At 41.5% G+C, this 12,181-nt stretch carries 9 protein-coding genes and 1 tRNA gene; 4 read left to right on the top strand and 6 right to left on the bottom strand.

Translation table 11 applies throughout. From position 1 onward, the window contains the following. Window positions 1-39: 39 nt before the first annotated feature. A protein-coding gene (locus ACXAFE_RS08310) for an IS3 family transposase (RefSeq protein ID WP_475151200.1) occupies window positions 40-1,241 on the bottom strand; the annotation gives its coding sequence in 2 pieces (ribosomal slippage) (window positions 40-893 and window positions 893-1,241; 1,203 coding nt in all). Between the two features lie 314 nt (window positions 1,242-1,555). On the opposite strand from ACXAFE_RS08310, the gene topA reads away from it, so the two are divergent. Beyond that, window positions 1,556-4,210 carry a type I DNA topoisomerase gene (topA, locus tag ACXAFE_RS08305; protein WP_475151198.1) on the top strand — a complete coding sequence of 885 codons (2,655 nt, stop codon included), beginning with the start codon at window positions 1,556-1,558 and terminating at the stop codon, window positions 4,208-4,210. A gap of 63 nt (window positions 4,211-4,273) precedes the next feature. Here topA and ACXAFE_RS08300 read toward each other — a convergent pair whose 3' ends face one another. From ACXAFE_RS08300 to ACXAFE_RS08285, 4 genes are all read right to left on the bottom strand, one after another. Further along, window positions 4,274-4,672 carry a hypothetical protein gene (locus ACXAFE_RS08300; RefSeq protein WP_475151196.1) on the bottom strand — a complete coding sequence of 133 codons (399 nt, stop codon included), beginning with the start codon at window positions 4,670-4,672 and terminating at the stop codon, window positions 4,274-4,276. Window position 4,673: 1 nt separating this feature from the next. Further along, the gene (locus ACXAFE_RS08295; RefSeq protein WP_475151192.1) at window positions 4,674-5,594 is read right to left on the bottom strand and encodes a zinc dependent phospholipase C family protein; all 921 of its coding nucleotides are present in this window, start codon (window positions 5,592-5,594) and stop codon (window positions 4,674-4,676) included. A gap of 206 nt (window positions 5,595-5,800) precedes the next feature. After that, window positions 5,801-5,877: transfer RNA gene (locus tag ACXAFE_RS08290), tRNA-Pro, on the bottom strand. A gap of 365 nt (window positions 5,878-6,242) precedes the next feature. Beyond that, window positions 6,243-6,893 carry an arylesterase gene (locus ACXAFE_RS08285; protein ID WP_475151190.1) on the bottom strand — a complete coding sequence of 217 codons (651 nt, stop codon included), beginning with the start codon at window positions 6,891-6,893 and terminating at the stop codon, window positions 6,243-6,245. A 10-nt stretch (window positions 6,894-6,903) separates the two neighbouring features. On the opposite strand from ACXAFE_RS08285, the gene ACXAFE_RS08280 reads away from it, so the two are divergent. Continuing rightward, window positions 6,904-7,617: an ABC transporter ATP-binding protein gene (locus ACXAFE_RS08280; protein WP_475151185.1), complete on the top strand. Its 714-nt coding sequence runs from the start codon at window positions 6,904-6,906 to the stop codon at window positions 7,615-7,617. Further along, window positions 7,607-10,102 carry an ABC transporter permease gene (locus ACXAFE_RS08275; RefSeq protein ID WP_475151177.1) on the top strand — a complete coding sequence of 832 codons (2,496 nt, stop codon included), beginning with the start codon at window positions 7,607-7,609 and terminating at the stop codon, window positions 10,100-10,102. The genes ACXAFE_RS08280 and ACXAFE_RS08275 overlap by 11 nt, the downstream gene beginning before the upstream one ends. An 11-nt stretch (window positions 10,103-10,113) precedes the next feature. On the opposite strand, the gene ACXAFE_RS08270 is transcribed toward ACXAFE_RS08275, so the two are convergent. Beyond that, on the bottom strand, window positions 10,114-11,010 hold the full coding sequence (locus tag ACXAFE_RS08270) for a TIGR01777 family oxidoreductase (RefSeq protein ID WP_475151173.1): 897 nt from the start codon (window positions 11,008-11,010) through the stop codon (window positions 10,114-10,116). 89 nt (window positions 11,011-11,099) lie between these two features. On the opposite strand from ACXAFE_RS08270, the gene ACXAFE_RS08265 reads away from it, so the two are divergent. Then, a complete protein-coding gene (locus ACXAFE_RS08265) occupies window positions 11,100-12,149 on the top strand; it encodes an AI-2E family transporter (protein WP_010559882.1) in 1,050 nt (349 codons plus the stop codon). Window positions 12,150-12,181 lie beyond the last annotated feature (32 nt).

Raw genomic sequence — 12,181 nt, 5'->3', positions numbered from 1 at the left:
TCTTTTGACCCATCCTAGCATGAGTTGACACTTTTAATATTAAAACGCTCGATGAACTTCATCGGGCGTTTTGTATTTTAAAGCCGTGTGTGGCCTTCTTTGATTATAGATATCAATGGATTGTTTCACCATTTTCGCAGCTTCTTCCAAGTTATTAGGCTTTGTCAGTAAATACTCGTTTTTCAGTATACCGTTTACGCGTTCCGCCAAGGCATTTTGGTAGCAGTCATATCCATCTGTCATTGAGCACGTTATGCCATATTCTTCGTGTATGCGTTGGTATTCATTTGAGCAATATTGAATACCTCTATCAGAATGATGGATAAGAGGTGAAGTGACTTTTCTATTTTTTAACGCTTGTTTAAACGCCTGTTTTACTGAACTCGTTTTTAAATTATCACTTAGGCTATAACCCACTATTTTTCTAGAGTAAGCATCTGTTACTAGACTTAGATAGGACTCGCATTCTTTCGTTGGCAGGTAAGTGATATCCGCCACCCATAATTGCTCTGGACGAGTTAATTCAATCCCATCTTTTATGATGTTTGGGTGTTTATAAAATCGATGCAGACTCTGTGTTGTTCGGTGATAGGCGCGCTTAGTTAGCACTAATAAGCGGTTTACTCTCAGTAAGGCAAACAAGTGGTCTCGGCCAATGTGTAGCTCTGACTGTTGCATTATGTACTGTAACTTTCTGGTACCAATGCGAGGATGAGTCATCCGCTGTGCCTTTACGAACGATAATACTCGTTGCTCAAACTGCTCTTTTATTACCGCCACTTTACAGCGTTTATAATAAGCTTGTCGTGTTATACCCAAGTACTTACACGCCTTGGTCACTGACAGTTTGGCTATGACTTTTGATTCAACAACCTGTCGCGTTGCTTTTTTGTGATACGTACCCCAAAGTCTTTATCAAGCACATCGACAATTTTCTCGAAGAACTCGGCTTTTAACTTGGTATCTTCTAACTCTTTCTCAAGGGCTTTAATCTTTTGCTCTGGTGTTAAATCTTTAGGCTCTGACATACCGGTAGCCTCACTCATGTGATTAGGTGTTCCCTTACTCCAATCTAGTCGACCATGCTTACGAAGCCAAACTAAAACTGTTGAAGCACCTTGGATACCATAGTGGTCTTGCGCTTGTTTGTATGTACACTCGCCTTTTTCTACTTTTTCGACAATTGATAATTTAAAGGCAAGTGAATAATCTTTTTGAGTTCTCTTAGATATAGGGTTCATAACATTCTCCAAATTTAAGTTGGAAAAGTGTCAACCTTATTTAGGACTGGTCATTTAAATTTAAAAAAGCGCCTTAGAGGCGCTTTTCTTTATACGCTTGACCTGTCCTAAATACGGTTTCCCTCAAAAATCTACTAGTTCAATCTACTCAAATTTTAATCAAGCCGTGTATTTTTAACGCTAACACATATAAAAATAGCGAGTTTTTTAAAAATATGCTTGTCAGGCTGGCACTTTGTCGATATACCTTTAATAATAGCGCCCTAAATGGGTTAACAAATTAAATCGCACTGCGTAAGTAAAAATAGGCAAATATGGGTAAGTCGTTAGTTATTGTTGAGTCACCAGCCAAGGCGAAAACAATCAATAAATATTTGGGCAAGGATTTCGTCGTAAAATCCAGTGTTGGCCACATTCGTGATCTGCCAACATCTGGCAAAGCGAACAAAGCCGCTACTAAATCGCCAGCTGAAGTACGCAAAATGTCACCAGAAGAAAAGGCTAAGTATCGCAAAGAAAAAGATTATGCGAATTTAGTTGCGCGTATGGGTATTGACCCAAATAAAGGGTGGCAACCACATTATGAAGTGCTTCCTGGTAAAGAAAAGGTTGTTGCTGAATTACAAAAACTCGCAAAAGACGCTGACTACGTTTATCTCGCAACCGATTTGGATAGAGAAGGGGAAGCAATTGCTTGGCACCTTGAGCAGGTCATTGGTGGCGATGAGTCAAAGTATAAACGCGTTGTATTTAATGAAATTACTAAAAACGCGATTCAGAATGCCTTTGCAGAACCTGGCCAATTAAATACCGACATGGTTAACGCGCAGCAAGCGCGTCGTTTTCTCGACCGTGTTGTTGGCTTTATGGTGTCACCGTTACTTTGGGCGAAAGTAGCACGCGGTTTGTCAGCGGGTCGAGTACAATCGGTAGCAGTGCGTTTATTAGTTGAACGTGAACGTGAAATTAAAGCGTTCATTCCGGAAGAATTTTGGGATATTCACGCAGAGCTGAAATCTCATGAAGATCAAATTCGTTTTGCAGTAGCAAAATATTTAGGCAAAGCGTTTGAACCAAAGAACAAATCAGATGCAGATGAAGCCGTTGCTAAATTAAAAGCAGCAGAATACAAGGTTGTAGCAACCGAACAAAAACCAAGCAAAAGCAAACCGTCAGCGCCATTTATTACCTCAACTATGCAGCAGGCGGCGAGTACGCGCTTAGGTTACGGCGTTAAAAAGACCATGATGCTCGCTCAGAGGCTCTATGAGGCTGGTTTTATCACGTATATGCGTACTGACTCAACAAATCTATCAAATGATGCTGTAGAGGCTTGTAGAAGCTATATCGAAAATGAGTTTGGTGATAAATATTTACCTGCATCGCCAATTCGTTATTCGTCAAAAGATGGTGCGCAAGAGGCGCACGAAGCAATTCGTCCATCTAATGTTGCTATTTTGTCGGGCCATTTAGACGGCGTAGAGGCTGATGCCAAAAAACTGTACGAGCTGATTTGGCGTCAGTTTGTGGCATGCCAAATGACGCCAGCGGAGTATGACTTAACAACAATTACCCTTGCGGCTAATGACTATGAGCTAAAAGCTAAGGGGCGAGTACTTAAGTTCGATGGTTGGACGCGTGTTCAGCCGTCAGTTAAAAAGAAAAACCAAGAAGAACAAGCGTTGCCTGAGGTTAAAACGGGTGATGTATTAAAGCTTGTTGAACTTGATCCTAAACAACACTTTACCAAGCCTCCTGCGCGTTTTAGTGAAGCCAGCTTGGTACGTGAGCTTGAAAAACGTGGTATTGGTCGTCCATCTACGTATGCATCTATCATCTCTACGATTCAAGACCGTGGTTATGTGCGTGTAGAGAATCGTCGCTTCTTTGCAGAAAAAATGGGTGAAATTGTTAATGAACGCTTGGTTGAAAGCTTTAGCGATTTAATGAATTTCGATTTCACTGCAAAAATGGAAGAGCGTTTAGATGATATCGCAGAAGGCGAGCGCGAATGGACACATGTACTTGATAAGTTCTACCAAGAGTTTTCAGCAAACTTAGATAAAGCCAGTTCTGATGAAAATGAAGGAGGCATGCGTACCAACCAAGTGGTTGAAATCGATTTGTCGTGTCCTACGTGTAGTCGCAATATGGGTATTCGTACCGCCTCAACAGGTGTTTTCTTAGGGTGTACTGGTTACGCATTGCCACCTAAAGAACGTTGTACGCAAACGATGAATTTGGTACCAGGTGAAGAAGCGGTAGCCGCAGATGTGGAAGACGAAGAAACAGAAGTGCTTCGTCAGATGAAACGCTGCCCTAAATGCGAAACGGCAATGGATTCTTACCTAATTGACGAGACGCGAAAATTGCATGTGTGTGGTAATAACCCAGACTGTGATGGCTATTTAATTGAAAGTGGTAGCTTTAAAATTAAAGGATACGACGGCCCAGTCATCGAATGTGACAAGTGTCAGTCTGAAATGCAATTAAAATCGGGTCGTTTTGGTAAATACTTTGGTTGTACTAACGAAGAATGTAAAAACACTCGTAAGTTGCTTAAAAATGGTGAAGCTGCGCCGCCGAAAGAAGATCCAGTACACTTACCTGAGTTACCGTGTGAAAAGTCGGAAGCGTACTTTGTGTTACGTGACGGCGCTTCAGGTATCTTTATGGCTGCGTCAACGTTCCCGAAATCACGTGAAACGCGAGCACCTAAAGTGTCTGAGTTAAAACGTTTTCGCGATCGTATATCACCTAAGTTTTATTACTTAGCAGACGCGCCAGAGAAAGATCCAGATGGTAACGAAGCAATTATCCGCTATAGCCGCAAAGCTAAATCACAATATGTAATGTCTGAAGTTGAGGGTAAAGCAACTGGTTGGACAGCACAATTTGTTGATGGCAAGTGGGTAGAAGAATCAAAGGCTAAAGCAAAGCCAAAGTCTAAAGCGAAAGCCAAAAACTAATTCGCTAATCAAAAAAACGCAGCCAACTGGCTGCGTTTTTTATGTCTAGTATCTTTAAAGCGCCTAGTTACATACTTGGCTTAACGCTACAGTTGCTTTGCACTCATTGTTAGCCTGGCGCCAGTGCTGCACATCCGATTGCGCTGTACAGCCGGCATCTTCAATTAGTAAGGTATTGTTATCACAAAGCAGTAACGCCACGTTGTTTTCATCAATAATGATGTGAAGCTGGTATTTTTTAAACGGGGTTAATCGATTGGCATCATTATTAATTGCGTCTTGGAGCAACTGCTGTCCTTCAGTGTAATGTGTGTCACTAAATTTCAATGTGCCGTCTAGTGCTGCTGCAATATCTTTTAGTTGTGATGCTAAGTCTGCCATTTCCTCGGCTTTATAATCATTCGACTTGTTAGCACATGCTATGCAAAAGAGCATACCAATAATTAAAATAAGGTGTTTCATATTAGTGATCCCATGCTGTTAACTTATTAGTTTCGTCTTTTCCAGTATCTAAATTCCAATTACAAATAGCATCACAAGGCGTATCACTAAAAACACTATTGGCGATAATGGTTATGTAGTATTTGATATTCTCAATCGCTAAATCAAATACATCGTTGTAATGCATTTTACCGCGAGGCGTATCAAGCTGTGTAATGAAATCTAAATCGACTTCTTTAAACATTGGATAGGTTAGACCATGGTCAACACCCACATGTCGCGCCCAAGGAAAAAGCCGGTGGCTCTCTTCAGCATTATTAACCACGAACTGAAAGCCAGAATGCCATGCATCAAAATCAGGCGCTACATCTTTTGTATATTCAGGGTGAGTTTTCTCTAAACAAAGGCGCCAAATTTGCTTTATATCGTCATCCAATTCGTTATTTGCATTGGTGCACGAGCCAATATTGAGCTCGACCCGATCAGCATAGCCAATTTCACCAAGATTAAGCCGTTGCCAAATAAAGGCATCTTGATTCATTTCACATACCCTATGTGCTTTTTGGTTTTGCTCGTACGGCCCCACCTTTAATTCAACGACAGGATGAATAGTAATGTCTGCGGCAACGTGTGCCATATAGCCACACAGCCAAGCAAATGATTTCTCTTGTGCGTTTCCTTCAAGGGTCTTGCAATACGCAATAGCTGCTTTAATGACGTCTCCTGTACGCTCATAATGCATAAGATCAGCCCACTTATTTTGACGTTTTTTATCTAAACCCACCACCAAATAAGGGTAGTCTGGTGAAACACAGCCTAATTCCAAATACTTTTGGTTTTGACTTAAAATAAACTTGGCTTTTTTTGGTATGGCTAATTGGCTTAGTGATTTATTTTCGGTAGCGAAATTAACCGCTGTAATGTGTGCAAATGCACCCGGCATGGTTTAGTCCTTTAAATAATCAACCCAGATAGTATAAATAACTTAAAGTAGTGGACTAAATAGTCAAGGATTGTTGAGCTGAAACAAGCTATTTATGAAGTTTTGTAGTGGTTAAAAGTAGAGCTGTTTGACTAAATTTGAAATTGATAGTTTGATATTCTTACTTATTTAAAAGTTCGAAGTATCTGATTAGGGTGAGAAAAGAATGGTCGGCATAGCAGGATTTGAACCTGCGACCCCTGACACCCCATGACAGTGCGCTACCAAGCTGCGCTATATGCCGACATTGTTGCTAGTGTATTCTCGGATTTGTGTAAAAGCAACTAGTCTAAGTTTAACTGCGTGATAAATATACGATTTAATGAAAGTGTTTGCTTCTTTAGTCCGAAATAACGGGTCACATACGATTGTTATTGTTTTACCTAATCCATCGAATAAATTTGTTCTTCCTCTAAACAACGAGAGATATTTTTTCGCGGCTCACTATCAAGATTCATTAATGTAACAACTCGAAAAATAAACGTATTTAAAAACACGCCAGTTAACTCGCCTAAATGAGTATTCTTTTACTTAACAGCTTGGTTAAATTCGAACGCTGTATTCTGTCAGTTAACGTTACTACAAATATAAGCCAATTCTTACTAATCATTAATTATTTAAAATTATATCTGCAAAATGTTGTTTCATTATCTCTACTAATAAAGGTTGTGCTTTTGCGTTAGGGTGAATGCCATCGGGTAGCATAAGCTCGGGCTTGGTCACCACCGATTCAATAAAAAACGGAATGGTTGGTACAGATTTTTCATTTGCAACTTGCTTATAGGCGTTTTGAAATAGTGTTGCGTAGCGCTTGCCGAGGTTAGGGGTAATAGCTACCTCCATTAAAATGACGTTTGCGTTTGCAGCTATGCTTTTATCAATAATTTGGCGTAAGTTTTTCTTGAGTAATTTTACCGGATAGCCGCGTAAACCGTCGTTACCGCCTATTTCTACTAATACCCAGTTTGGCGAATGTTCTTCTAATAAAGCGGGAAGACGTTGCAATACACCACCACTGGTTTCGCCGCTAATACTTGCATTTATCAAACGGATAGGCGATTTTTCTTGGTTGTACGCATTTTGTAACAACTGAGGCCACGCTTGTTCTTGTTTTAAACCATAGCCTGCGCTTAAGCTGTCACCTAAGATAAGTAATTTAGTTAACTGATTTTTGTCGCTTTTACCATCACTGTGATCGGTGTTGGCGGTTGCCGTGTAACTAATAACAAGTAAGATAACGAATAAACTACGTAACAACATTGAGAGTCCTATGAATAAGCTTTCGCAAATGAATGTGATTCAGGTTAAAGATCTTGAAAAAACTGTCGCAACACTTGATGGCGACCTAACTATCCTCTCTGGCATCAGTTTTAATGTCAAGCCAGGCGAGTCAATTGCGATTGTCGGAGCATCGGGCTCAGGTAAATCTACCTTGCTTGCGCTACTTGCGGGCCTTGATAGCGTCACTCAAGGTGAAATATTTTTAGATGGCGAGCCATTACATAGTTTAGATGAAGAGCAGCGTGCAGCGGTACGCGCAAAGAGCGTCGGTTTTATTTTCCAATCGTTTATGTTGGTGCAAAGCCTAACAGCTCTTGAAAACGTAATGCTACCGGCGGAGCTCGCAGGTGAAACAAACGCTGAAGAAAAAGCCAAAGAACTGCTTGAAAAAGTTGGGCTTTCACACCGTTTACATCATTTTCCGTCACAACTATCGGGCGGTGAGCAGCAGCGCGTTGCGATCGCGCGCGCCTACATTGGCGAACCGAAAGTGCTGTTTGCAGATGAACCATCGGCTAACCTAGATAGTAAAAATGGTCGCATCATTGAAGAGCTTTTATTTGACTTAAATAAAGTCGCCGGCACAACTTTAGTGTTGGTTACGCACGATGAACACCTTGCTGAAAAGTGCCAACGCACACTTCATATAGACTCGGGCCAATTAATCGATGACCGTATCGGAGTACAGGCTGATGTGGGCTAAATTAGCGTTTAAATTATTTCGCCAAGAGTTAAAACGAGGCGAACTCAATATTATATTACTTGCGATTGCGCTTGCCGTGATGACGGTAATGACATTGTCATCCATCACCGACCGCATCGGCCTTTCTATCAATCAAAAAAGCAGCGAATTTATTGCCGCTGACCGTGGTTTGCAAAGTAACCACAAATTGCCACAAGAATTCCTTACAAAAGCGATTGATGACGGCCTGAAAACGGCCACTTGGTATGGCTTTGATAGCATGCTTTTTGCCAACGATGAAATGCAAATTGCGTACATTAAGGCAACTGACGAAGGCTACCCACTAAAAGGCCAACTAAAACTTAAAGACAGCTTTGAAGGAGCTGAGTATGTTACCGATGCACATCCAGCGCCTGGCAATATATGGTTGTCTGATACGGTTTTTTACAGCTTAAATATTGAAGTTGGAGACGTGGTTGAAATTGGTGAAGCCAATTTCATTGCAGAAAAAATTCTTGCTGAAGAGCCAGATGCACCATTTGCGATTTTTTCGAGTTCGCGTCGGGTGTTAATGAATATCGCTGATGTTGAAAAAACACAAGTGATCCAACCGGGCAGTCGCGTTTCTTATCGTTATTTATATGCCGGCACCGAGCAGCAACTTAATGATTATTACGCTTGGCTCAAACCGCAATTACTTGAAAATCAACGTTGGTATGGCGTAAAAGACCGTCAAGGTCCGGTATCTGATTCTGTAAACCGAGCAGAGCGCTTTTTATTACTGGCAGGTTTGCTGGGCATTATGCTTGCGGCGGTAGCAATTGCTGTGTCTGCAAGGCGCTACTGTGAGCGTCAGTACGACCCCGTTGCAATGATGAAAACACTCGGCGGTTCGCGCACGACGATTCGTAATATCTACATTGTGCATTTACTGTTAGTGACAGTGTTTTCGGTCATTATTGGTTTGTTGCTTGGTTTTATTTTACAAGTTATCGCAATCGATGTGCTGAGTGAAAAAATGGGTAAAGCCCTGCCGCCAGCATCACTTTGGCCGCTTGGACTCGCCACCTTTACCGGTTTGGTCTGCGCCGTTATGTTCTCGCTAAAACCGTTAATGGACTTATTTGATATTCTACCAATGCGGGTGTTGCGCCGTAATTTAGGGGATTCCCTTAAAGTATCAAAACTGCATTTGTTACTTGCAACACTTACCGTGTTTGGCTTGATGTGCTTATTTAGTCGCAGTGTTGTGATTGCGGGCATTATGTTTGTGTCGTGTGCGCTTTTAGCAGGTATGTTATTTGGTTTAAGCCGACTATTGTTTACCTCCTCACGTAAATTGGGATTAAAGCCAAGTAATAGCTGGTCTTTGGCAATTGCGTCGTTACAAAAACGCGCTAACGCCAATGCGGTGCAAGTAATTAGCTTTGCACTTGCAATCAAGCTCATTTTATTTTTAGTAGTGATGAAAAACGATCTAATTGCCGATTGGCAATCGCAACTACCTGAAAACGCGCCAAATGGCTTTTTGGTAAATATTAGCGAATATGAACGCAGTGATATCGCAAATTTCTTAGCCGAAAACAACATTCAGCAAACCGATTTTTATGCGGTGGTGCGTGGTCGCGTAAATAGCATTAACGGTGAGCAAGTAGCACGGTCAGTATCGGCGCAAGAAAATGAAAAACGCGATGAAGAAGCGCGCTCGGGTGTCGGTCGTGAGCTTAATTTAACATGGCGCGATACTTTACCAAAACACAATGAAATTGTTGAAGGCGAGTGGTTAAATCCCGATGCCAACGAGCTTTCCATGGAGCAATCTATGGCTGAACGGTTGGGTGTGAAAATTGGCGATGAGCTTGAGTTTTTAATTGGCTCGCAGCGTTTTAGTGCCAAAATTACCAGTTTGCGCGAGGTGAATTGGTCTACCATGCAGCCCAACTTCTTTATTATTTTAAGCCCTAAAGTGCTATCGCAGTTTCCAGCAACGTATATTTCTGCCATTAGCACGCCACAAGAGTCAAAACGAGCCTTACAGCAGCTCGTGCGTAATCACCCTAGCGTGAGCATTATTGATGTAGATTCAATGATAAAACAGGTGCGTTCAACTATCGACCAAGTGGCAACGGCAATTAGTTTTGTACTGATAATTGTGGTGATTTGCGGTGCGTTAGTATTGGTGTCGCAAGTGCAGGCAAGTTTGCACGACCGCATGCAAGAAGTGGTGATATTACGAACCCTTGGTGCTAAAGCCAAGCTCATTAAAAACGCAGTGCTTTACGAATTTGTATTGCTTGGTTTATTTGCCGGCATTGCCGCAGCACTGTTTAGCGATATTGCATTGCTTGTTGTGCAGTACCGTATGTTTGAGCAAGTTGGTAATTTGCATCCAACAATGTGGCTTTACGGGCCTGTAGTTGGGGCATTATTCGTAGCAGTGCTTGGTTACAGTTTAGTGGCAAAAACGCTGCGAAAAAACACCCAAGGACTTGTTAGGGCACTATAAAAAAGTGGGCGTTATCGCCCACCTAATATATTCTCAAGGGCAGGTTTTAAATGTGGGAAATGAAATTTAAAATCTGCGTCTTGCAACGCTTTTGGTTTAACCGCTTGACCAAATATCAGTAAATCAGCCATCTCACCAAACATTAATCGCAATACAAATTCAGGCATTCTAAAAAAGTTAGGCTTTTCTAACGTTTCACTCAAACTTTCGGAGAATTGATTATTCGAAACTGGATTAGGCGCCGTTGCGTTAAACACGCCGTTTAGCGATTCGTTTTCGATTAAAAACAAAATAATGTTTACCATGTCGTTAATGTGGATCCACGACATTTGCTGTTTACCATCAGCAATAGGGCCGCCTAAGCAAAACTGAAATGGCGGCACCATCTTTTTCAGTGCACCACCGTGTTTTGCAAGCACCACACCGGTGCGCAAAATACACACGCGGGTTTTATCCGATTGCGCTTTTTTGGCAAGCGTTTCCCACTGTTTGCAAAGGTAATGACTGTATTCATCAAAGGGTTGGTTATGCTGTTCATCAACCGGCTCAGTTTGCCTGCCATAATAGCCAATAGCACTGCCCGATATAAAAGTATGTGGTGGGTTATCTGCTGCGTTAATTTTGTCGGTGATTTGCTCAGTAATGTGCCAGCGGCTAGATTCAATTTTTTGTTTTTGCGCTTTGCTCCAGCGCTTATCGGCTATTGGTTCGCCGGCAAGGTTAATCACAATATCAAGCTGGTTAAAGTCAATATCCTCGAGGGTTTCAAACGCATTTACATGGTGCCCCAAAATGGTAAACGCTTTCTCTTTTTTGCGGGTTAGCACCATTAACTTATGATGGTTTGCTAAGTGCTTACACAAGTGTGCCCCAATTAGGCCTGTGGCCCCAGTGATTAAAATATTCATAGATAAATCAAATAGCTTCCTATTTGCCACGCTTATAATGTAGCATAGCGCTAATTAGAACAAAGTGATAATACGAACTAAGGATAGCTATGGTTCAGCCTAATTTTACTGGTGCCAGTAAAAGTTTATTGATTTTTGCGGCTTTAATCGTTGTTTTAGCCGGCTTGAAATTAGCAAGCGCAATTGTCGTTCCGTTTTTACTCTCCGTATTTATTGCCATTATTTGTAGTCCGCTGATTAATTTAATGGGGCGTTATCGTGTACCCAAAGGCGCAGCAATTACACTGGTTATTTTACTGATAATGTTAATTGTGGTCAGTCTGGCAGGGCTTGTTGGTCAATCGGTTAATGGCTTTTCACAAAATGTTCCCGTGTATAAAGAGCAATTACAAACCGAGTTCTCAGGCTTATTAACCATGTTGGCTGAGTATAATATTTTGATCGATAAAGATCGCATTATGTCGTTTTTAGACCCCGGTAAACTTATCGACCTTGCTGCTAATACGCTCGCGGGCGTTGGTGGCGTAATGGCTGACTTGTTTTTAATTATTCTAACCGTTGTATTTATGCTCGTTGAAGCGCCTTATATCGGTAAAAAAGTGCATTTAGCCCTTGATGATCCCGATATGAAGCAAAAACAAATCGACCTATTTTTAGACTCGGTTAATTCGTATCTCGCTATCAAAACACTGGTTAGTTTAGCGACCGGTGTTTTGGTTACGGTAATGCTTTGGGCATTTGGCATCGACTACTTTATTTTGTGGGGCGTGCTGGCGTTTTTCTTAAATTATATTCCTAATATCGGTTCGATCATTGCGGCAATTCCGGCGGTATTACTGGCTGTTGTACTGCAAGGACCTGGCGTTGCAGGTTTAATTGGCATTGGTTACATGGCAATTAACACCGTAATGGGCAATATGATTGAGCCACGCTTTATGGGTAAAGGCTTAGGCTTATCACCACTTGTCGTGTTTTTATCATTATTGTTTTGGGGCTGGTTACTTGGCACTGTAGGCATGTTACTTTCCGTACCGCTTACCATGGTTGTGAAAATTGCCCTTGAAAACAGTGAGGAAGGGCGCTGGCTTGCAATGTTATTAAGTGGCGAAGAGCAAATTAATGAAGAACTAGAAAGCTAATTTGTAGTTAAATAGATAAAAGGGTTAGCACG

Source organism: Pseudoalteromonas sp. ABV4_021, assembly GCF_056159365.1.
Note: the sequence above shows the minus strand (reverse complement) of the source record. Positions and strands in the feature narration are given on the sequence as shown.

Coding starts and splice junctions, on each gene's coding strand:
- ACXAFE_RS08280 (WP_475151185.1), top strand. CDS start 6,904: ATGAATAAGCTTTCGCAAATGAATGTGATTCAGGTTAAAGATCTTGAA.
- ACXAFE_RS08275 (WP_475151177.1), top strand. CDS start 7,607: ATGTGGGCTAAATTAGCGTTTAAATTATTTCGCCAAGAGTTAAAACGA.
- ACXAFE_RS08295 (WP_475151192.1), bottom strand. CDS start 5,594: ATGCCGGGTGCATTTGCACACATTACAGCGGTTAATTTCGCTACCGAA.
- topA (WP_475151198.1), top strand. CDS start 1,556: ATGGGTAAGTCGTTAGTTATTGTTGAGTCACCAGCCAAGGCGAAAACA.
- ACXAFE_RS08270 (WP_475151173.1), bottom strand. CDS start 11,010: ATGAATATTTTAATCACTGGGGCCACAGGCCTAATTGGGGCACACTTG.
- ACXAFE_RS08285 (WP_475151190.1), bottom strand. CDS start 6,893: ATGTTGTTACGTAGTTTATTCGTTATCTTACTTGTTATTAGTTACACG.
- ACXAFE_RS08300 (WP_475151196.1), bottom strand. CDS start 4,672: ATGAAACACCTTATTTTAATTATTGGTATGCTCTTTTGCATAGCATGT.
- ACXAFE_RS08265 (WP_010559882.1), top strand. CDS start 11,100: ATGGTTCAGCCTAATTTTACTGGTGCCAGTAAAAGTTTATTGATTTTT.